19 protein-coding genes are annotated in these 20,518 nt (G+C 58.1%); 18 read left to right on the forward strand and 1 reads right to left on the reverse strand.

Features of this window, described 5'->3' with window-relative positions:
• Positions 1 to 248 precede the first annotated feature (248 nt).
• The 9 genes from miaB (at position 249) to C1Y43_RS17010 (ending at position 9,554) form a co-directional block, all read left to right on the forward strand.
• Positions 249 to 1,673 carry a tRNA (N6-isopentenyl adenosine(37)-C2)-methylthiotransferase MiaB gene (miaB, locus tag C1Y43_RS16970; RefSeq protein WP_021508568.1) on the forward strand — a complete coding sequence of 475 codons (1,425 nt, stop codon included), beginning with the start codon at positions 249 to 251 and terminating at the stop codon, positions 1,671 to 1,673.
• Positions 1,674 to 1,878: 205 nt separating this feature from the next.
• Positions 1,879 to 2,952, forward strand: coding sequence for a PhoH family protein (locus C1Y43_RS16975; RefSeq protein ID WP_058769440.1), 1,074 nt, complete (start codon positions 1,879 to 1,881; stop codon positions 2,950 to 2,952).
• Positions 2,949 to 3,422 (forward strand): rRNA maturation RNase YbeY, encoded by a 474-nt coding sequence (gene ybeY, locus C1Y43_RS16980; RefSeq protein ID WP_010616134.1) that lies wholly within the window; start codon positions 2,949 to 2,951, stop codon positions 3,420 to 3,422. The genes C1Y43_RS16975 and ybeY overlap by 4 nt, the downstream gene beginning before the upstream one ends.
• A gap of 82 nt (positions 3,423 to 3,504) precedes the next feature.
• The gene (gene corC / locus C1Y43_RS16985) at positions 3,505 to 4,386 is read left to right on the forward strand and encodes a CNNM family magnesium/cobalt transport protein CorC (protein ID WP_021508571.1); all 882 of its coding nucleotides are present in this window, start codon (positions 3,505 to 3,507) and stop codon (positions 4,384 to 4,386) included.
• A gap of 4 nt (positions 4,387 to 4,390) precedes the next feature.
• Positions 4,391 to 5,917, forward strand: coding sequence for an apolipoprotein N-acyltransferase (gene lnt / locus C1Y43_RS16990; RefSeq protein ID WP_104189045.1), 1,527 nt, complete (start codon positions 4,391 to 4,393; stop codon positions 5,915 to 5,917).
• 438 nt (positions 5,918 to 6,355) lie between these two features.
• On the forward strand, positions 6,356 to 7,249 hold the full coding sequence (locus C1Y43_RS16995) for a glutamate/aspartate ABC transporter substrate-binding protein (protein ID WP_021508573.1): 894 nt from the start codon (positions 6,356 to 6,358) through the stop codon (positions 7,247 to 7,249).
• Between the two features lie 161 nt (positions 7,250 to 7,410).
• Positions 7,411 to 8,151 carry an amino acid ABC transporter permease gene (locus C1Y43_RS17000; protein WP_021508574.1) on the forward strand — a complete coding sequence of 247 codons (741 nt, stop codon included), beginning with the start codon at positions 7,411 to 7,413 and terminating at the stop codon, positions 8,149 to 8,151.
• Positions 8,151 to 8,828 carry a glutamate/aspartate ABC transporter permease GltK gene (gene gltK, locus C1Y43_RS17005; protein WP_021508575.1) on the forward strand — a complete coding sequence of 226 codons (678 nt, stop codon included), beginning with the start codon at positions 8,151 to 8,153 and terminating at the stop codon, positions 8,826 to 8,828. The genes C1Y43_RS17000 and gltK overlap by 1 nt, the downstream gene beginning before the upstream one ends.
• Positions 8,829 to 9,554 carry an amino acid ABC transporter ATP-binding protein gene (locus tag C1Y43_RS17010; protein ID WP_058757895.1) on the forward strand — a complete coding sequence of 242 codons (726 nt, stop codon included), beginning with the start codon at positions 8,829 to 8,831 and terminating at the stop codon, positions 9,552 to 9,554. It abuts the gene before it with no gap.
• Positions 9,555 to 9,878: 324 nt separating this feature from the next.
• On the opposite strand, the gene C1Y43_RS17015 is transcribed toward C1Y43_RS17010, so the two are convergent.
• Positions 9,879 to 10,361: a zinc ribbon-containing protein gene (locus tag C1Y43_RS17015; protein ID WP_021508577.1), complete on the reverse strand. Its 483-nt coding sequence runs from the start codon at positions 10,359 to 10,361 to the stop codon at positions 9,879 to 9,881.
• Positions 10,362 to 10,582: 221 nt separating this feature from the next.
• Here C1Y43_RS17015 and leuS point away from each other — a divergent pair, with 221 nt between their 5' ends.
• The 9 genes from leuS (at position 10,583) to rlpA (ending at position 20,499) form a co-directional block, all read left to right on the forward strand.
• Positions 10,583 to 13,165, forward strand: coding sequence for a leucine--tRNA ligase (gene leuS / locus C1Y43_RS17020; protein ID WP_021508578.1), 2,583 nt, complete (start codon positions 10,583 to 10,585; stop codon positions 13,163 to 13,165).
• 14 nt (positions 13,166 to 13,179) lie between these two features.
• The gene (lptE, locus tag C1Y43_RS17025; protein ID WP_021508579.1) at positions 13,180 to 13,779 is read left to right on the forward strand and encodes an LPS assembly lipoprotein LptE; all 600 of its coding nucleotides are present in this window, start codon (positions 13,180 to 13,182) and stop codon (positions 13,777 to 13,779) included.
• Positions 13,776 to 14,807: a DNA polymerase III subunit delta gene (holA, locus tag C1Y43_RS17030; RefSeq protein ID WP_058775278.1), complete on the forward strand. Its 1,032-nt coding sequence runs from the start codon at positions 13,776 to 13,778 to the stop codon at positions 14,805 to 14,807. Before lptE ends, holA begins: the two co-directional genes overlap by 4 nt.
• On the forward strand, positions 14,800 to 15,444 hold the full coding sequence (gene nadD / locus C1Y43_RS17035; RefSeq protein WP_058769435.1) for a nicotinate-nucleotide adenylyltransferase: 645 nt from the start codon (positions 14,800 to 14,802) through the stop codon (positions 15,442 to 15,444). The genes holA and nadD overlap by 8 nt, the downstream gene beginning before the upstream one ends.
• A 92-nt stretch (positions 15,445 to 15,536) precedes the next feature.
• Complete coding sequence (gene rsfS, locus C1Y43_RS17040) at positions 15,537 to 15,854, forward strand: ribosome silencing factor (RefSeq protein WP_021508582.1); 318 nt, start codon at positions 15,537 to 15,539, stop codon at positions 15,852 to 15,854.
• A 3-nt stretch (positions 15,855 to 15,857) separates the two neighbouring features.
• Positions 15,858 to 16,328, forward strand: coding sequence for a 23S rRNA (pseudouridine(1915)-N(3))-methyltransferase RlmH (gene rlmH / locus C1Y43_RS17045; protein ID WP_058757899.1), 471 nt, complete (start codon positions 15,858 to 15,860; stop codon positions 16,326 to 16,328).
• Between the two features lie 34 nt (positions 16,329 to 16,362).
• On the forward strand, positions 16,363 to 18,267 hold the full coding sequence (gene mrdA, locus C1Y43_RS17050) for a peptidoglycan DD-transpeptidase MrdA (RefSeq protein WP_021508584.1): 1,905 nt from the start codon (positions 16,363 to 16,365) through the stop codon (positions 18,265 to 18,267).
• An 8-nt stretch (positions 18,268 to 18,275) separates the two neighbouring features.
• Positions 18,276 to 19,388: a peptidoglycan glycosyltransferase MrdB gene (gene mrdB, locus C1Y43_RS17055; protein WP_031279886.1), complete on the forward strand. Its 1,113-nt coding sequence runs from the start codon at positions 18,276 to 18,278 to the stop codon at positions 19,386 to 19,388.
• A 10-nt stretch (positions 19,389 to 19,398) separates the two neighbouring features.
• On the forward strand, positions 19,399 to 20,499 hold the full coding sequence (gene rlpA / locus C1Y43_RS17060) for an endolytic peptidoglycan transglycosylase RlpA (RefSeq protein WP_104189047.1): 1,101 nt from the start codon (positions 19,399 to 19,401) through the stop codon (positions 20,497 to 20,499).
• The last annotated feature ends 19 nt before the right edge of the window (positions 20,500 to 20,518 follow it).

Below are 20,518 nucleotides of genomic sequence, written 5' to 3' on the forward strand. Positions count from 1 at the left end.
AGAGCCGCGCGCAGCCAACGCACCTGGCGTGTGAAATATAACCGGGCATCATGCCCTAAATAATTCGTATGCCGGGAAGGCGGCAAGCAAGGATCATCCCGGGAGCTTACATCAGTAAGTGACCGGGGGAGCCGCGCGCAGCCAACGCACCTGGCGTGCGAAGTATGACGGGCATGCTGGTCACACCCGCGCCAAAGCATTACAATACGCGCCCTGCACTTCTCTGCTCAGAATCAATGGCTAGTTCAATGACCAAAAAACTGCATATCAAAACCTGGGGCTGTCAGATGAACGAATATGATTCATCGAAGATGGCTGACCTACTGAACAGCACGCACGGCTATACCCTGACGGAGGAAGCCGAAGACGCAGACGTACTGCTGCTGAATACCTGCTCCATCCGTGAGAAGGCGCAGGAAAAAGTGTTTCACTTGCTGGGACGCTGGAAGAAGCTGAAGGCGAAGAATCCTGAGCTGATTATTGGCGTGGGCGGCTGTGTGGCTTCGCAGGAGGGCGATAAAATTCGCCAGCGCGCGCAGTGCGTGGACATCGTTTTTGGCCCGCAGACGCTGCATCGTCTGCCGGAGATGATTAATCAGGTACGCGGCAGCAAAAGCCCGATTGTTGACGTCTCGTTCCCGGAAATCGAAAAGTTTGATCGCCTGCCGGAGCCGCGCGCTGAAGGGCCTACGGCTTTTGTCTCGATCATGGAAGGCTGCAATAAATATTGCACTTTCTGCGTGGTGCCTTATACGCGCGGCGAGGAAGTGAGCCGTCCCTGCGATGACATCCTGCTGGAAGTTGCCCAGCTGGCGGCGCAGGGCGTGCGTGAAGTGAATCTGCTGGGGCAGAACGTCAACGCCTATCGCGGCGCGACCTTTGACGACCAGATTTGTACCTTTGCCGAGCTGCTGCGTCTGGTAGCCGCGATTGACGGGATTGACCGGATTCGTTTCACCACCAGCCATCCGATTGAGTTCACCGACGACATCATTGACGTTTATCGTGATACGCCGGAGCTGGTGAGCTTCCTGCACCTGCCAGTGCAGAGCGGTGCCGATCGTATTCTGACGCTGATGAAGCGAGCGCACACTGCGCTGGAGTACAAAGCGATTATCCGTAAGCTGGTGGCCGCGCGCCCGGATATCCAGATCAGTTCAGATTTCATCATTGGCTTCCCGGGCGAAACCCAGCAGGATTTCGAGCAGACCATGAAGCTGATCGGCGAAGTTAATTTCGACACCAGCTTCAGCTTTATCTATTCGGCGCGTCCGGGTACGCCAGCGGCCGATCTGCCGGACGACGTGCCGGAAGAGGAGAAGAAGCAGCGTTTGTACATTTTGCAGGATCGCATCAATCAGCAGGCGATGGCATGGAGCCGCCGCATGCTTGGTACCGTTCAGCGTATTCTGGTGGAAGGTACCTCACGTAAGAATGTGATGGAGCTGACCGGCCGTACCGAAAACAACCGCGTGGTCAACTTTGAAGGCGACGTGCGCATGATCGGTAAATTTGTTGATGTCGAAATCGTCGATGTTTATACCAATTCGCTGCGTGGCGTCGTGGTTCGCACCGAAGAGGAGATGGGCCTGCGCGTCGCGGAGAGTCCGGCATCGGTGATTGCGCGTACGCGTAAAGAGGATGAGATCGGCGTGGGCCTGTATCAACCTTGAGACCGCGATTACTGAGCGACAGCGCACAACGCGCTGTCGCCTGTTTCATCCCGCAGCCCTTGCTTTCCGCAGCTGCCGCCCAAATATCTCCCCTGAAGCTTGCGCCCAGGCGCGACCCCATAAATAATTCCGTAAAGATGCTGACGCCTGGCGTGCGGTATCTGCTATTTCTTTCAACTGGCCCTGAGTGACCCAAAGGATTCATTTGAATATCGAAACTCGTGAAATCGCCCTTGAACCGGCAGACAATCGTCGACTGATGAGCCTGTGCGGTCCGTTTGATGACAACGTTAAACAGCTGGAGCGCCGTCTGGGCATTGAGATTAATCGCCGCGACAACCTGTTTAAGCTGGTCGGCCGCGCGCTGAGTGTCGAGGCGGCCGCCAATATTCTGCGTTCGCTGTACGTTGATACCGCGCCGGTGCGCGGCCAGATCCCGGACATTGAACCGGATCAGATCCATCTGGCGATCAAAGAGAGTCGCGTGCTGGAACAGACGGCCGATAGCGTGCCGGAGTACGGTAAAGCGGTAAACATCAAGACCAAGCGCGGCGTGATTAAACCGCGTACGCCAAACCAGGCGCAGTACATCGCCAATATTCTCGATCACGACATCACCTTCGGCATTGGGCCGGCCGGGACCGGGAAAACCTATCTGGCGGTCGCCGCCGCGGTGGATGCGCTGGAGCGGCAGGAGATTCGCCGTATTCTGCTGACGCGTCCGGCGGTCGAAGCCGGCGAAAAGCTCGGCTTCCTGCCCGGCGATCTCAGTCAGAAAGTCGATCCTTACCTGCGTCCGCTGTATGACGCCCTGTTTGAAATGCTGGGCTTCGAGCGCGTCGAGAAGCTGATGGAGCGCAACGTGATTGAAGTCGCGCCGCTGGCCTACATGCGCGGCCGTACGCTGAACGACGCATTCGTGATTCTCGATGAGAGCCAGAACACCACCATCGAACAGATGAAGATGTTCCTGACGCGTATCGGCTTCAACTCCAAAGCGGTGATTACCGGTGACGTGACGCAGATTGACCTGCCGCGCAGCACCAAATCCGGTCTGCGCCACGCCATCGAAGTGCTGGCCAATGTGGAAGAGATCAGCTTCAACTTTTTCCACAGCGAAGACGTGGTGCGTCATCCGGTGGTCGCACGCATTGTTAATGCTTATGAAGCCTGGGAAGAAGCGGACCAGAAACGCCGTGATAAACTGGCGGAAGAGCGTAAGCGTGAAGCACAGGCGGCACAACCTGCCAGCCAGCCGACGCCGCAGGAGCCTTCATGAGCACGGTGATTTTAGATTTGCAGTTGGCGTGTGCCGATGAAAACGGCCTGCCCGCAGAAGCGGCGTTTCAGCGCTGGCTGGAGGCGGCGGTCACGCCGTTTCAGCCTGAGAGCGAAGTCACGATACGGCTGGTCGATGAAGCGGAGAGTCATGAGCTTAATCTGACTTATCGCGGCAAAGATAAGCCGACTAACGTGCTGTCGTTCCCGTTTGAAGCTCCGCCGGGCATTGAGCTGCCGCTGCTGGGCGACCTGATTATTTGTCGTCAGGTTGTTGAGCAGGAAGCGGCCGAGCAGGGCAAAAGCCCTGAAGCGCACTGGGCACACATGGTGGTTCACGGCACGCTGCATCTGCTGGGTTATGACCATATTGAAGACGAGGAAGCTGAAGAGATGGAAGCGCTCGAGACCGAGATAATGCTTGCTCTTGGCTATCCCGATCCGTACATTTCGGAAAAAGAAGACGCCTGAACCGCCGGTTCAGGACATTGCGCTGCTGGCGAGGATGCCGGCAGTTCCTTTCCCTCATTCGAGAGAACTAAATAAAAACGCCATGAGCGACGACCATTCTCAAAACAACGACGCACCCAGTAGTAAAAAGGGTTTTTTCTCCCTGTTAATCAATCAGCTTTTCCACGGCGAACCCAAAAACCGTGACGAACTGCTGGGGCTGATCCGCGATTCTGAGCAAAAAGAGCTGATCGACCAGGACACCCGCGACATGCTGGAAGGGGTGCTGGATATTGCCGAACAGCGCGTGCGCGACATTATGATCCCGCGCTCGCAGATGATTACCCTGAAGCGCAACCAGAGCCTTGAAGAGTGCCTGGCAGTGATTATTGAATCTGCCCACTCGCGCTTCCCGGTAATCAGCGAAGATAAAGACCATGTTGAAGGCATTCTGATGGCGAAAGATCTGCTGCCGTTTATGAGCAGCAGCGCCGAGCCATTCAGCATGGAAAAAGTGCTGCGCCCGGTCGTGGTGGTGCCTGAGAGCAAGCGCGTCGATCGCATGCTCAAAGAGTTCCGCTCGCAGCGCTATCATATGGCGATCGTCATTGATGAGTTCGGTGGTGTCTCCGGACTGGTGACCATCGAAGATATCCTGGAGCTGATCGTCGGCGAAATTGAAGACGAATATGACGACGAAGAAGATCGCGATATCCGCCAGCTCAATCGCCACACCTATACGGTGCGTGCGCTGACGCCGATTGAGGATTTCAATGAGGTATTTGGTAGCGATTTCAGCGATGACGAAGTCGATACCATTGGCGGTCTGGTGATGCAGGGATTCGGCCATCTGCCGGCGCGCGGTGAAAGCATCGACATTGAGGGTTACCAATTCAAAGTTGCGATGGCTGACAGCCGCCGTATCATCCAGGTGCATGTGAAAATTCCGGAAGACTCTCCGCAACCGCAACTGGAAGACGAATAATTTTATGGCATTAGCCTCTCTCTACTCGCAGCAGCGGGTTCGCCTGCTGCTGGCGTTAATTCTGGGTACCGCGGGCACCCTTTCCTTTTCCCCGTATGATTTCTGGCCCGCCGCCCTGCTCTCTCTGGCCGGTTTGCAGCTGCTGTTGCTGGATCGCCGCAGCGCGCAGGCGGCAGGAATCGGTTTTGCCTGGGGCTTTGGCCTGTTCGGCAGCGGCATCAACTGGGTGTACGTCAGCATTGCGACGTTTGGCGGCATGCCCGGCCCGGTCAATGTATTCCTCGTGGTGCTGCTCGCCGCCTATCTGGCGCTTTACCCGCTGCTGTTTGCCCTGCTGCTGAACCGCTTCTGGCCACGGGCCACGCTGTGGCGCATGGCGCTGGCGGCACCGGCGCTGTGGCAGATCACCGAGTTTCTGCGCGGCTGGGTGCTGACCGGCTTTCCGTGGCTGCAGTTTGGCTACAGCCAGATCGATGGGCCGCTGAAAGGCCTGGCGCCGCTGGCTGGCGTGGAAACCATCACCTTCCTGCTGATGGTGATTGCCGGCATGCTGGCCTCAGCCTGCTATCACCGCAGCGTGAAAAACCTGATTATCGCCGTCGCGCTGCTGCTGCTGCCGTGGCCACTGCGGATGCTGCAGTGGTATCAGCCGCTGCCGCAGCGCAGCGTCAATGTGGCGATGGTGCAGGGCAATATTCCGCAGTCAATGAAGTGGGATCCGCAGCAGCTGCTGACCACGCTGCGCGTCTACACCGCTTATAGCCAGCCGTTTATCGGCAAAGCGCCAATCATCATCTGGCCGGAGTCGGCAATTACCGATCTGGAGAGTAATCAGCAGCCGTTTCTGCATGCGCTGGATGACGAACTGCGCGCGCGTGGCAGCACGCTGATCACCGGCATTGTTGATTCGCGCGTTGAGAGCGACAACCGCTATCACGATTACAACTCGGTAATTGTGCTGGGTGGCGCGCAGCCTTACAGCTATCAGAGCCGCAACCGCTACCAGAAAAACCATCTGGTGCCGTTTGGCGAGTTTGTGCCGCTGGAAGGTCTGCTGCGTCCGCTGGCGCCGTTCTTCGACCTGCCGATGTCCTCGTTCAGCCGTGGCGCCTACCTGCAGCCGCAGCTGAAAGTGGCGGGTTACAACCTCACCAGCGCCATTTGCTATGAGATCGTGCTGGGCGAACAGGTGCGCGCTAACTTCCGTCCGGACACCAACTTCCTGCTGACGGTATCGAACGATGCCTGGTTCGGTCATTCGATTGGTCCGTGGCAGCATTTCCAGATGGCACGCATGCGCGCGCTGGAGCTGGGTCGCCCGCTGCTGCGCTCAACCAACAACGGTGTTACCGCAGTGGTGAATGCGCAGGGAGACGTGGAGAACATCATCCCGCAGTTCACCCGCGAAGTGCTGAGCGCAACAGTCACGCCTGCCAGCGGAGAAACGCCGTATGCACGCGTCGGTATCTGGCCGGTATGGCTGCTGACGCTGGCGGGCATCGTGCTGGCGATTTTACGCCGCCGCGCCTGATATCCCGCCCCCTCTCACCAGGCGAAGCGCAGGCTTCGCCTTTTTTCTGCGCAGTTTTCCGCTCCCTTTATCCTTAGTCACCGCCACTTTCTGCTGCCTTTTTGCCCACTCTCCGCGTACTGGCACGATCATTGCTAATTATTTCAGTGGTTTTAGCAACATCGGTGATTTGTCAGCGTAATGCCCTGTTTGCGCACCATTATCTGGCACCGAAGCGCACTTAATTGGCGCAGAGGCCGTTTTTTGCCTCTTATTGGTGCGGAGCGGCTCGCAAAAAACGAACTTTTTTGTTTCATTACGTTAACAATTCGCTATGTTAATCACTATCCTGCGCGCAGTTGCGCTAAGGGATAATTAAAAAAGCAGCAGGAAATACACACAACATCACCATCTGCGCAGTTTATGTTCTGCGCAACATTCACACGAAGGAGTAGGAACATGCAGATTCGCAAAGTGGCATTATCGCTTCTGCTGTTGGGCGCAGCAGCGGGCGCGGCCCAGGCGGAAGATCTCACCGGCACCCTGAAAAAAATCAATGATAGTGGCGTGATTGTCGTGGGGCACCGTGAGTCATCCGTTCCCTTTTCTTACTACGACAACCAGCAGAAAGTGGTGGGCTATTCGCAGGACTACTCCAACGCCATTGTTGCCGCCATCAAAGCGAAACTGAATAAGCCGGATCTGCAGGTCAAAATGCTGCCGATCACCTCGCAAAACCGTATTCCACTGCTGCAAAACGGCACCTACGATTTCGAGTGTGGCTCGACCACCAATAACGTAGAGCGTCAGCAGCAGGCGGCGTTCTCTGACACCATCTTCATCATCGGTACGCGTCTGCTGGTGAAGAAAGGCGGCGATATCAAAGACTTCGCCGATCTGAAAGGCAAAACCGTGGTCGTCACCTCGGGCACCACCTCTGAGATTCTGCTGCGCAAGCTGAATGACGAGAAGAAAATGGATATGCGCATCATCAGCGCGAAAGATCACGGTGACTCGTTCCGCACGCTGGAAACCGGTCGCGCAGTGGCTTTCATGATGGATGACGCGCTGCTGGCCGGTGAACGTGCCAAGGCGAAGAAACCAGATAACTGGGAAATCACGGGTACGCCGCAGTCCAAAGAAGCCTACGGCTGCATGCTGCGTAAAGACGATGCGCCGTTTAAACAGCTGATGGATGACACCATCGCCAAAGCACAGACGTCGGGTGAAGCCACCAAATGGTTCGATACCTGGTTCAAACAGCCAATTCCGCCGAAGAACCTGAACCTGAACTTCGAGCTGTCTTCTGACATGCAGGCGCTGTTTAAAGCACCGAACGACAAAGCACTCTGAATTAACAATGAAAACAAGGGCGGCACTGCTGCCCTCTCGATTGCTGAACACGCGGTGCGGACAGACAGACTGTAACAGGCCGTTCCCCTGAAGCAGGACACAAGACACCGCTCAACAATCTTATGGGTAGCCTCGCTACCCTTTTTTTACCGGAGCTCGTTATGGGTATCGATTGGAACTGGGGCATCTTTTTACAGCAGGCTCCGTTCGGCAATACGACTTACCTCGGCTGGCTGTGGTCCGGATTTCAGGTGACCGTCGCGGTCTCCTGCTGCGCCTGGATTATCGCCTTCCTGGTAGGTTCCTTCTTTGGCATTCTGCGTACCGTGCCTAATCGCTGGCTGTCCACGATTGGCACCTGCTACGTGGAGCTGTTTCGTAATATCCCGCTGATCGTGCAGTTCTTCTTCTGGTATCTGGTGGCACCAGAACTGGTCGGGGAGAAGCTCGGCATGTGGTTTAAGGCTGAACTGGACCCGAACATCCAGTTTTTCCTCTCTTCAACCATCTGTCTCGGTCTGTTCACCGCCGCACGCGTGTGTGAGCAGGTGCGCGCCGCGATTCAGTCGCTGCCGCGCGGCCAGAAAAACGCCGGTCTGGCGATGGGCCTGACGCTGCCGCAGACCTACCGCTACGTGCTGCTGCCTAACGCCTATCGCGTGATTGTGCCGCCGATGACCTCGGAAATGCTTAACCTGGTGAAGAACTCCGCCATCGCCTCTACCATCGGTCTGGTCGACCTGGCGGCGCAGGCGGGCAAGCTGCTGGATTACTCGGCGCATGCCTATGAATCTTTCACCGCTATCACCCTGGCCTACGTTGGTATTAACCTGGTGATCATGCTGATTATGAGTCTGGTAGAACGCAAAATCCGCCTGCCCGGCAACCTGGGAGGCAAATAATGTACGATTTTGACTGGAGTTCGATTCCGCCCAGCCTGCCCTATCTGCTGAACGGCATGATCATTACGCTGAAAATCACGGCGGTGGCGGTGGTGTTTGGCATTATCTGGGGCACCATTCTGGCGGTGATGCGTTTGTCCGCGTTCGCCCCGATCCGCTGGTTCGCCAAACTGTACGTGAACCTGTTCCGCTCGGTACCGCTGGTGATGGTGCTGCTGTGGTTCTATCTGGTGGTTCCCAGCTTCCTGCAGCAGGTGCTTGGGCTGTCGCCAAAAACCGATATCCGCCTGATCTCCGCCATGGTGGCGTTTGCGCTGTTTGAAGCCGCTTACTATTCGGAGATTATCCGCGCCGGTATCCAGAGCATCTCACGCGGTCAGTCCAACGCGGCGCTGGCGCTGGGTATGACGCAGTGGCAGTCGATGAAATTGATCATCCTGCCGCAGGCGTTCCGCGCCATGGTGCCGCTGCTGCTGACGCAGGGCATCGTGCTGTTCCAGGACACCTCGCTGGTGTATGTGTTAAGCCTGGCGGACTTCTTCCGCACCGCGTCCACTATCGGTGAACGTGACGGTACCCAGGTAGAAATGGTTCTGTTTGCCGGTCTGGTCTACTTCGTGATCAGCCTGAGCGCTTCGCTGTTGGTAAGTTATCTGAAAAGAAAAAGGACGGTTTAAATGATTAGCCTGAAAAATGTTTCTAAGTGGTATGGGCACTTTCAGGTGCTGACCGACTGCTCCACCGAAGTGAAGAAAGGTGAGGTAGTGGTGGTCTGCGGACCGTCCGGCTCGGGTAAATCGACGCTGATTAAAACGGTGAACGGGCTGGAGCCCGTGCAGCAGGGTAGCATTCAGGTGAACGGTACCGAGGTGAACAACAAAAAAACTAATCTCGCCCAACTGCGTAGTAAAGTGGGCATGGTGTTCCAGCACTTCGAACTGTTCCCGCATCTCAGCATCATTGATAACCTGGTGCTGGCGCAGGTGAAAGTGCTGAAGCGCGACAAAACTGCCGCGCGCGATAAGGGCCTTGCCCTGCTGAAGCGCGTGGGTCTGGCGGCGCATGCGGAGAAATTCCCTGGTCAGCTGTCTGGCGGTCAGCAGCAGCGCGTCGCCATCGCCCGTGCGCTGTGCATGGATCCTATCGCCATGCTGTTCGATGAACCGACTTCCGCGCTGGATCCGGAGATGATCAACGAAGTGCTGGACGTCATGGTGGAGTTAGCCAACGAAGGCATGACGATGATGGTGGTGACGCACGAGATGGGCTTTGCACGCAAAGTGGCGAATCGCGTCATCTTTATGGACGAAGGAAAGATCGTTGAAGACACCAACAAGGATGACTTCTTCAGCAATCCGCAGTCCGACCGTGCCAAAGACTTCCTGGCGAAAATCCTGCACTAATACTCACAGTTCTGGCGGTCCACGGACCGCCAGCGTCAGGGCTTATCTTGCCCCTCCTGCACTTCACCAAAATCGATATATTGCTGCTGTGATGCGCACCATTAAGCTTCATCATCACGGTGACTAAATGCGCGCATACCGCCGCACCTGTTTTTTACGGCAGAAGGGATCCTGAACTAAGCCGGACGTCACGCGGCAGGGATGCCGCGTGTCGAGGCACGCAGGGATGCGGGTTTTGCCGATCCGGGCGTGTTCAGGTTCCCTTCTGACAGTCCGCACGCCTTCAGCAGCAATACTTTTTTTGCTTCAGATCACGGTGATAATTCAGGGCTCAAACGGCTGACGCTGGAACTGATCGTGGCCGCACTCCGGGCAGCGCGTCAGGCTCTCCGGGGTGTAAATCGCCCGGGTAAAGCCGCACTTTTCACACACCAGGTTACCCAGTCCCACCACTTCGCCGCTCTGATACACGCCGTGATGCCGCAGATCCTGAAACACTTCGCGCCACTCCAGCTGGCTCTTATCAGTGATATCGGCCAGCTCTTTCCACAGGCTTTCACGGATCACCCGCAGAAACACTGAATCGCCGAGCGCTTCGCTGGATTCCTGATAGCTGAGCGCGAACTCGTGCAAATCGCGCCGCACCGCGCGCATGACCTCGTCGACTTCGGCGGTGGTCAGCGTCTGTTTCTGCAGCAGCGCGCTGCGCGCCTCGGCGACCAGTGCGTCGACATCACGCTCGCCACGCTCCAGCCGCTGGGTTAATGCTGCTACCGTTGCACGATACTCCTGCGCCACATTATTCATTTTGTTCTCCTTTCCGCTGCGGATGCTGAGTTAAGTTTAGCCGCTTTGCCATATTTGCTGCGCTTAGCGCAGAGGAAATCGCAAAAGGGTGAAAGCGCTGTCGCATTCCGCACAAATCACGCCGCCGGAGGGCGTCAATTGTTGTTGAGGGGCGGCCTTATGGGTATGCTATGCGGATCAAAAGTGTTTAAAAAACGATTTCACAAGGACCACAGGCAGCCATGCAAGAGCAATACCGCCCGGAAGAGATAGAATCCCGCGTCCAGCAGCACTGGGACGAAAACGAAACCTTCAAAGTGACCGAGCAGGAAGGCAAAGAGAAATACTACTGCCTGTCTATGCTGCCCTATCCTTCTGGCCGCCTGCACATGGGCCACGTGCGTAACTACACCATTGGCGATGTGATTGCGCGCTACCAGCGCATGCTGGGCAAAAACGTCCTGCAGCCGATTGGCTGGGATGCCTTTGGCCTGCCCGCTGAAGGGGCGGCGGTGAAAAACAACACTGCGCCAGCCCCCTGGACCTACGACAACATCGAATACATGAAAAACCAGCTGAAACTGCTGGGCTTCGGCTATGACTGGAGTCGCGAACTGGCGACCTGTCAGCCTGAGTATTACCGCTGGGAACAGTGGTTCTTCACCAAACTGTACGAAAAAGGTCTGGTCTACAAAAAAACCTCTGCGGTCAACTGGTGCCCGAACGACCAGACCGTACTGGCGAACGAACAGGTGATCGATGGCTGCTGCTGGCGCTGCGACACCAAAGTCGAACGCAAAGAGATCCCGCAGTGGTTCGTGAAAATCACCGATTACGCCGAAGAGCTGCTCAACGACCTCGATAAGCTGGAAGACTGGCCGGAGCAGGTCAAGACCATGCAGCGCAACTGGATTGGCCGTTCTGAAGGTGTCGAGATCACCTTTGACGTGGCCAACAGCGCGGAAAAAGTCACGGTTTACACCACCCGTCCGGACACCTTCATGGGGGCAACCTATGTCGCCGTGGCAGCCGGTCATCCTCTGGCGCGCCAGGCTGCCGTCAACAACCCGGCGCTGGCTGATTTCATTGCTGAATGCAGCAACACCAAAGTCGCCGAAGCGGACATGGCCACGATGGAGAAGAAAGGCATGGCCACCGGCCTGCACGCTATCCATCCGCTGACGGGCGAAGAGATTCCGGTCTGGGTCGCTAACTTCGTGCTGATGGAATACGGCACCGGTGCCGTGATGGCCGTACCGGGTCATGACCAGCGCGACTGGGAATTCGCCACCAAATACGATCTCAACATCAAGCCGGTGGTACTCAACCTCGACGGTACCGCGCCGGATGTCAGCGCCGCAGCGATGACCGAAAAAGGCACGCTGTTCAACTCGGGCGAGTTTGACGGTCTGGACCACGACGCCGGCTTCAACGCTATCGCCGATGCGCTGGCGGCCAAAGGCGTCGGCGTGCGTAAAGTGAACTATCGCCTGCGCGACTGGGGTGTGTCACGCCAGCGCTACTGGGGTGCGCCCATTCCGATGGTGACGCTGGAAGATGGCACCGTAATGCCAACGCCAGAAGATCAGCTGCCGGTAATTCTGCCGGAAGACGTGGTCATGGACGGTATCACCAGCCCAATCAAAGCCGATCCGGAGTGGGCGAAAACCACCGTCAACGGTCAGCCGGCGCTGCGTGAAACCGACACCTTCGACACCTTTATGGAATCATCGTGGTACTACGCGCGTTACACCTGTGCGAACTACAACGAAGGCATGCTGGATCCGGCAGCCGCGAACTACTGGCTGCCGGTCGATCAGTATGTGGGCGGTATCGAACACGCCATCATGCACCTGATGTATTTCCGCTTCTACCACAAGCTGCTGCGCGACGCGGGCCTGGTCAACTCTGACGAGCCGGCCAAACGTCTGCTGTGTCAGGGCATGGTACTGGCAGACGCCTTCTACTACGTCGGTGCTAACGGCGAGCGCAACTGGGTTTCTCCGGTTGACGTTAACGTCGAGCGCGACGAAAAAGGCCGCATCACCAAAGCCATCGACAATCAGGGCCGCGAAGTGATCTACGCGGGTATGAGCAAAATGTCGAAGTCCAAAAACAACGGCATCGACCCGCAGCTGATGGTTGAGCGCTACGGCGCAGATACCGTGCGTCTGTTCATGATGTTTGCTTCCCCGGCGGAGATGACGCTGGAGTGGCAGGAGTCAGGCGTGGAAGGCGCTAACCGCTTCCTGAAACGCGTGTGGAAGCTGGCGTACGATCACGTGGCTAAAGGCGCGACCGTGGCGCTGGATGTCAACGCGCTCAACGATGAGCAGAAAGCGCTGCGTCGCGATCTGCACAAAACCATCGCCAAAGTGGCGGATGACATCGGCCGTCGTCAGACCTTCAACACCGCTATTGCGGCGATCATGGAGCTGATGAACAAACTGCTGCGCGCGCCGCAGGAGAGCGAACAGGATCGCGCCCTGATGCAGGAAGCGCTGGTCGCCGTAACGCGCCTGCTCTATCCATTCACCCCGCACGCCAGCTACGTGCTGTGGCAGGCACTGGGTGGCGAAGGCAGCATCGACGACGCCAGCTGGCCGGTTGCCGATGAAGCGGCAATGGTAGAGGATTCGCTGCTGGTGGTGGTGCAGGTCAACGGTAAAGTGCGTGGTAAAATTACCGTGGCGCCGGATGCGACGCAGGAACAAGTGCAGGCGCGTGCGGCACAGGAGCATCTGGTGGCGAAATATCTGGATGGCGTCACCCTTCGTAAAGTGATTTATGTCCCTGGCAAACTGCTTAACCTGGTCGTAGGTTAAGTTCAGGAGGAACTGTGCGACAACTCGTTATCAGGCTGTTTGTCCTGCTGGCAGTGCTGGTCACTGCCGGCTGTGGTTTTCATCCGCGCGGCACCACGCAGGTGCCACCGGAAATGAAAACGCTGATCGTCCAGAGCGGCGATCCGTATGGCCCGCTGGCGCGCACCGTGCGTCAGCAGCTGCGCATCAACGATGTCAAAATCGTTGAAGACAGCAAAGCGGCCAGTGCGCAATACCCGACGCTGCGTCTCGGCGCGGAGAGTCAGGGACGCGATACTGCGTCGGTATTCATCAGCGGCACCACCGCCGAATACTCGCTGGTAATGACCGTCAGCGCGCAGGTGTTGCTGCCGGGTAAAGGCATTTATCCGATCAGCACCACGGTATACCGTTCGTTCTTCGACAACCCGAACGCCGCGCTGGCGAAGGATGCCGAGCAGGATATGATTGTGCAGGAGATGCGTCAGCGTGCTGCCGAGCAGCTGGTGCGTAAGCTGCTGACGGTACACGCCGCGCAGGAGAGCAACAAAGAGACGCTGCCGCAACCTGAAGTGATTGCGCCAGGTGCGGACTCACCGGAAGTGCCCTCCTCGTCAGCCACCAGTCTGCAATGATCAGGATCTATCCTGAACAACTGCGCGCGCAGCTTCGAGAGGGGCTGCGCGCCTGTTATTTTCTCACCGGTAATGAACCACTGCTGATTCAGGAGAGCGCAGATGCCATCCGCGCTGCCGCCGCTCAGCAGGGCTTCGACGAGCATTTTTCCGTCAGCGTTGATGCGCAGACTGACTGGGAGGCGATTTTCGCCAGCTGTCAGTCGCTGAGCCTGTTCACACAGCGCCAGACGCTGACGCTGCAGCTGCCGGAAAACGGCCCCAACGCCGCCATCGCCGAACAGCTGGTGAAACTGGCGGCGCTGCTGCACAGCGACATTATGCTGGTGCTGCGTATGGCGAAGCTGACCAAAGCGCAGGAAAACAGCGCCTGGTTTAAAGCGCTCAGCGCCAGTGCGGTGCTGGTGCCGTGCCAGACGCCGGAACAGGCGCAGCTGCCGCGCTGGGTGGCCGCCCGCGCGAAAGCCCTGCAGCTGAGTATTGATGACGCGGCAATTCAGCTGCTCTGCTACTGTTATGAAGGTAATCTGCTGGCGCTGGCCCAGGCGCTGGAGCGGCTGTCGCTGCTGTGGCCGGACGGCAAACTGACGCTGCCCCGCGTGGAAGAAGCGGTGAACGATGCCGCGCATTTCACGCCGTTTCACTGGGTTGATGCGCTGCTGGCCGGCAAGAGCAAACGCGCGCTGCACATTTTGCGTCAGCTGCAAAAAGAGGACAGCGAAGTGGTGATTCTGCTGCGCACGCTGCAGCGCGATCTGCTGACGCTACTGCAGCTGCAACGCCAGCAGGCAAAGCAGTCGCTGCGTACGCTGATGGATCAACAGCGTATCTGGCAGAACCGCCGTGCCCTGTTCACTGAAGCACTGCAGCGACTGGATGCGCAACGGCTGCAGCAAGCGGTGCATTTGCTGGCTCAACTCGAACTGACCATGAAGCAGGACTACGGTCAGAATCTTTGGCCGCAGCTGGAGACGCTGTCATTGCTGCTGTGCCATCGTGATTTTCCGCTGGGTTTAACCGATGTCTGACCTTTACGCGCTGTTTGGCGGCACCTTCGATCCAATTCACTACGGCCATCTGCGTCCGGTCACCGCGCTGGCGCAGCAGGTTGGCCTGCAAAAAGTGACGCTGCTGCCGAACAACGTGCCGCCGCACCGGCCGCAGCCGGAAGCCAGCGCACAACAGCGCGTGGCGATGCTGCGCTGCGCCATTGCCGATCGTCCGCTGTTTGATATCGACACGCGCGAGCTGACGCGCACCACGCCATCATGGACGGTGGACACGCTGGAAACCCTGCGCGCCGAGCGCGGTGCACAACAGCCCCTGGGGTTTATCATCGGTCAGGATTCTCTGCTAACGTTAGGAAAATGGCATCGCTGGCAGGAACTGCTGTCGCTGTGTCACCTGCTGGTTTGTCAGCGTCCAGGCTACGCCGCACAGATGGCTACGCCAGAGATGCAGCAGTGGCTGGATGCGCACCGCGCGCATGAAGTGCAGCAGCTGCATCGCGCACCGGCAGGCCACATCTGGCTGGCCGATACGCCGCTGTTCGACATTTCTGCCACAGAGATTCGCCAGCGCCGCCATCATGGCCAGGACTGCGCCGATCTGCTGCCAGCGGCGGTGATCGACTACATCGATCGCGCGGGCTTATATCGCGATTGATCGCCGCGTGCTATACTGCGCCGCTTCATTTTTGGCTGCGTTTTCCGGGGCATTCAGCCTGCCCATAATCACCTGTTTTTAAGGGGAACCTTTTGCAAGGCAAAGCACTCCAAGAGTTCGTTATTGATAAGATTGATGATCTCAAAGGCCAGGACATCGTTGCGATTGATGTGCAGGGCAAATCCAGTATCACCGATTGCATGATTATCTGTACCGGGACCTCCAACCGTCACGTCTCCTCCATCGCTGACCATGTGATGCAGGAATCGCGCGCGGCTGGCCTGAAACCGCTCGGCGTCGACGGCAAAGCGGCTGCTGACTGGGTTGTGGTCGATCTCGGTGAAGTGATCGTGCACGTGATGCAGGAAGAGAGCCGCCAGCTGTATGAGCTGGAAAAGCTCTGGAGCTAAACGTTGAAACTGCAGCTTGTCGCCGTCGGCACCAAAATGCCCGACTGGGTTCAGACCGGTTTCATGGAGTACCTGCGTCGCTTTCCCAAAGATATGCCGTTTGAGCTGACTGAAGTGCCGGCCGGTAAACGCGGCAAAAACGCCGACATCAAACGCATTCTGGAAAAAGAGGGTGAAGCGATGCTGGCGGCGGTGGGCAAAGGCAACCGCATTGTGACGCTGGATATTCCCGGACAGCCGTGGGAAACGCCGCAGCTGGCGCAGCAGTTAGAGCGCTGGAAGCTGGACGGGCGTGATGTCAGCCTGCTGATTGGTGGGCCGGAAGGTCTGGCGCCGGCGTGTAAAGCGGCAGCCGAGCAGAGCTGGTCACTGTCCGCGTTAACGCTGCCGCACCCGCTGGTGCGTGTGCTGGTGGCGGAAAGCCTGTATCGTGCCTGGAGTATCACCACCAATCACCCTTATCACCGTGAATAAACGCCTGACAACCTCCAGACAATAAACGCAGCGGATGAAATTACAGAGCAACGCTTTTCGCGATTACACTGCCGAACAGAAACTGTTTGTCCGCCGCGCCCTGGTGGCCTTTGTCGGCATCCTGCTGCTCTCCAGCGTGCTGGTGGTCAATCTGTATCATCTGCAGATCCTGCGCTTCGACGACTACAGCACCCGTTCAAACGAAAACCGCATCAAACTGGTGCCGGTCGCCCCCAGCCGCGGCATCATCTATGACCGCAACGGTGTGCCGCTGGCGCTCAATCGCACCATTTACCAGGCCGAGCTGGTGCCGGAAAAAGTCGATGACCTGAAGCAGACGCTGCAGGATCTGCGGCCGGTGCTGGATTTGACCGACGATGACATCGATGCGTTTGAAAAAGAGCGCAAGCGCTCGCGCCGCTTTACCTCGATTCCGGTCAAAACCGGCCTGAATGAAGTGCAGGTCGCGCGCTTCGCAGTGAACCAGTACCGTTTCCCGGGCGTGGAAGTGAAAGGCTACCAGCGCCGCTACTATCCCTACGGCCAGACGCTGACGCACGTGGTGGGTTACGTCTCGAAAATCAACGATCGTGACGTCAAGCGCCTGGATGAAGAAGGCAAATGGCCGAATTACGCAGCCACCCACGACATCGGTAAGCTCGGCATCGAAAACTATTACGAAGATGTGCTGCACGGCAAAACCGGCTACGAAGAGGTAGAAGTTAACAACCGCGGCCGCGTGATCCGTCAGCTGCATGAGCAGTCACCGCAGGCCGGACGCGATATCTGGCTGACCATCGATCTCAAGCTACAGCAGTACATCGAAACCCTGCTGACCGGCAGCCGCGCCGCCGTGGTGGTGAGCGATCCGCGCACCGGTGAGATTCTCGCACTGGTCTCCACACCCAGTTACGATCCGAATCTGTTTGTCGATGGTATTTCGAGTAAAGATTATAAGGCGCTGCTCGGCGATGAGAACCGCCCGCTGTATAACCGTGCGCTGCAGGCATCGTATCCGCCAGCCTCCACGGTTAAACCTTATGTAGCGGTCTCAGCGCTCAGCGCCGGCGTGATTAACCGCAATACCAGCCTGTTCGATCCGGGCTGGTGGCAGCTGCCGGGCTCGGAAAAACGCTACCGCGACTGGAAAAAGTGGGGCCACGGTCGCCTCAACGTCACCAAATCGCTGGAAGAGTCGGCGGATACCTTCTTCTATCAGGTGGCCTATGACATGGGCATCGACCGCCTGTCGGAGTGGATGACCAAATTCGGCTACGGCCACCGTACCGGTATCGACCTGCCGCAGGAGAGCCCCGGTAACATGCCGACGCGCGAATGGAAGATGAAACGCTTTAAAAAGCCGTGGTATCAGGGCGATACCATTCCGGTCGGTATCGGCCAGGGCTACTGGACGGCGACGCCGGTGCAGATGAACAAAGCGCTGATGATCCTGATTAACGACGGCGTGATTAAAGTGCCGCACCTGCTGCGCGCCACCCGTGAAGGCAACAGCATGGTGCCGTATCGCCAGCCGCCGGATGCGCCGATTGGCGACATTCACTCCGGCTACTGGGAGATCGCCAAAGACGGTATGTATGGCGTAGCCAACCGCGCCAACGGCACCGCGCACAAAAGCTTTGCCGATGCACCGTACAAGATTGCGGCGAAATCCGGTACCGCACAGGTGTTTGGCCTGAAAGAGAATGAGACGTATAACGCGCACAAAATTGCCGAACGGCTGCGTGACCATAAGCTGATGACCGCCTTCGCGCCGTACGACAAGCCGCGCGTCGCCGTCACCATGATTCTGGAAAACGGCGGTGCCGGCCCGGCGGTGGGCACCGTGATGCGCCAGATTCTCGACCACATAATGCTGGGCGACAACAATACCGTGCTGCCAGAAGCCGCACCCATGCCGCCCGGTTACGAAGGTGAATAACGATGTCGATGAACGATAGTCCCCAGAAAAGAACGATCTGGACGCGTATCCATATCGACCCGCTGTTTATGCTGATCATCATTAGCCTGCTGGCCTACAGCGCCATTGTTATCTGGAGCGCCAGCGGCCAGGATCCGGGCATGATGGAGCGCAAGCTCGGGCAGATTGCCATGGGCACCATCATCATGCTGGTGATGGCGCAGGTGCCGCCGCGCGTGTATGAAAGCTGGGCGCCCTACCTCTACATTGTCTGCGTAATTTTGCTGGTGGCGGTCGATGCCTTCGGCCACATCAGTAAAGGGGCGCAGCGCTGGCTGGATCTCGGTTTTGTGCGCTTTCAGCCGTCGGAAATCGCTAAAATCGCCGTGCCGCTGATGGTGGCACGCTTCATCAACCGCGATGTCTGCCCGCCGACGCTGAAAAACACCGGCATCGCGCTGGTGCTGATTTTCATGCCGACGCTGCTGGTGGCGGCGCAGCCGGACCTCGGTACATCCATTCTGATCGCCGCCTCCGGCCTGTTTGTGCTGTTCCTCTCGGGCATGAGCTGGAAGCTGATTGGCGTGGCCGTGCTGCTGGTGGCGGCGTTCATCCCGATTCTGTGGTTCTTCCTGATGCACGATTATCAGCGCGACCGCGTGATGATGCTGCTCGATCCAGAAAGCGATCCGCTCGGTGCCGGCTACCACATTATTCAGTCCAAGATTGCTATCGGCTCCGGCGGCCTGCGCGGCAAAGGCTGGCTGCATGGTACCCAGTCACAGCTGGAGTTTCTGCCCGAACGTCACACCGACTTTATCTTCGCGGTGCTGGCGGAAGAGCTCGGCCTGGTGGGCGTCCTGCTGCTGCTGGTACTTTATCTGCTGCTGATCATGCGCGGGCTGGTGATTGCCGCACGCGCGCAAACCACCTTTGGTCGCGTAATGTCCGGCGGCCTGATGCTGATTCTGTTTGTGTATGTTTTCGTTAACATTGGCATGGTTAGTGGTATCTTACCGGTGGTTGGCGTGCCGCTGCCGCTGGTGAGCTACGGCGGATCGGCGCTGATTGTGTTAATGGCCGGATTTGGCATCGTGATGTCGATCCACACTCATCGAAAAATGTTATCTAAAAGCGTTTAAGAGGCTGCACATGCGTAAGGACTGGCTTGGGGTTGCTCTGGCATCACTGGTACTGGCTGCCTGTTCCACACCGGAACAGCAGACGAACACGGCCCCGCCGCAGCCGGCCTACAATGGCCCGGTGGTGGAGATTCCCGGCGTGGAGCCGCGCTATGAGCCGATCAATCCTTCTACCAGCCAGGACTACAGCGTCAACGGCAAAACCTACCGGGTGATTAAAGATCCGTCCAACTACAGCGAAGTCGGTCTGGCAACCTGGTACGGTGAAGAAGCACAGGGCAACCGCACCGCGCTGGGTGAAACCTACGATCCGGACGCGTTAAGCGCCGCACACCCTACCCTGCCACTGCCAAGTTACGTGCGCGTCACCAACCTGGCCAATGGCCGGCAGATTGTGGTGCGCGTCAACGATCGCGGCCCTTACACGCCGGGCCGGATTATCGACCTGTCGCGCGCCGCGGGCGATCGCCTGAATATTTCCAATAACACCCGCGTACGGGTGGATTACATCAAGGTAGCGCCGGACGGTTCAGTATCCGGTCCGGGCACCATCGGCACCACCGTGGCCAAACAGAGCTATGCGCTGCCGGCGCGGCCTGACCTGAGCGGCGGCATGGTGATGACCGGCGCCAGCAGCGCGCCCGCCCCTGCCGCACAGGACGTCCGCGCGGTGGATAACAGTTCACTGCAGAGCAACGGCAACATCGGCGCACCGGTGCAGAGCAGCGGCTTTCTCGGCGCACCGCAGCCGTTAGCCAGCGGCGTACTGGAAGGCAGCGCGCCGGACACACCGGTTGCCGCCAGCCCTGCCGCACCGGCTGCGGCTGCGGCAGCGAGTCCGGCTCCGGCCAGCCACAACGCCAGCGCCCATGCCGGCAGCGGTTTTGTGGTACAGGTTGGCGCCCTTAATGACGCCGCACGCGCCCGGCAGATGGCGGACAGCCTTGGCCAGCGCTTTGGTGTACCCGGCGCGGTGGAAGCCAATGGCAATGTCTACCGCGTGCAGCTTGGCGGTTTCAGCAGCCGGGCTCAGGCCGCGGCGCTGCAGCAGCGTCTGAGCACTGAAGCGCAGATCAGCTCCTTTATTACCACGGCCCGCCCGTCAATGTGACGGGCCGTGCCCTTGCCTG

It is taken from the genome of Pantoea sp. ICBG 828 (genome assembly GCF_002928355.1).
Taxonomy (GTDB): Bacteria; Pseudomonadota; Gammaproteobacteria; order Enterobacterales; family Enterobacteriaceae; genus Pantoea; species Pantoea dispersa.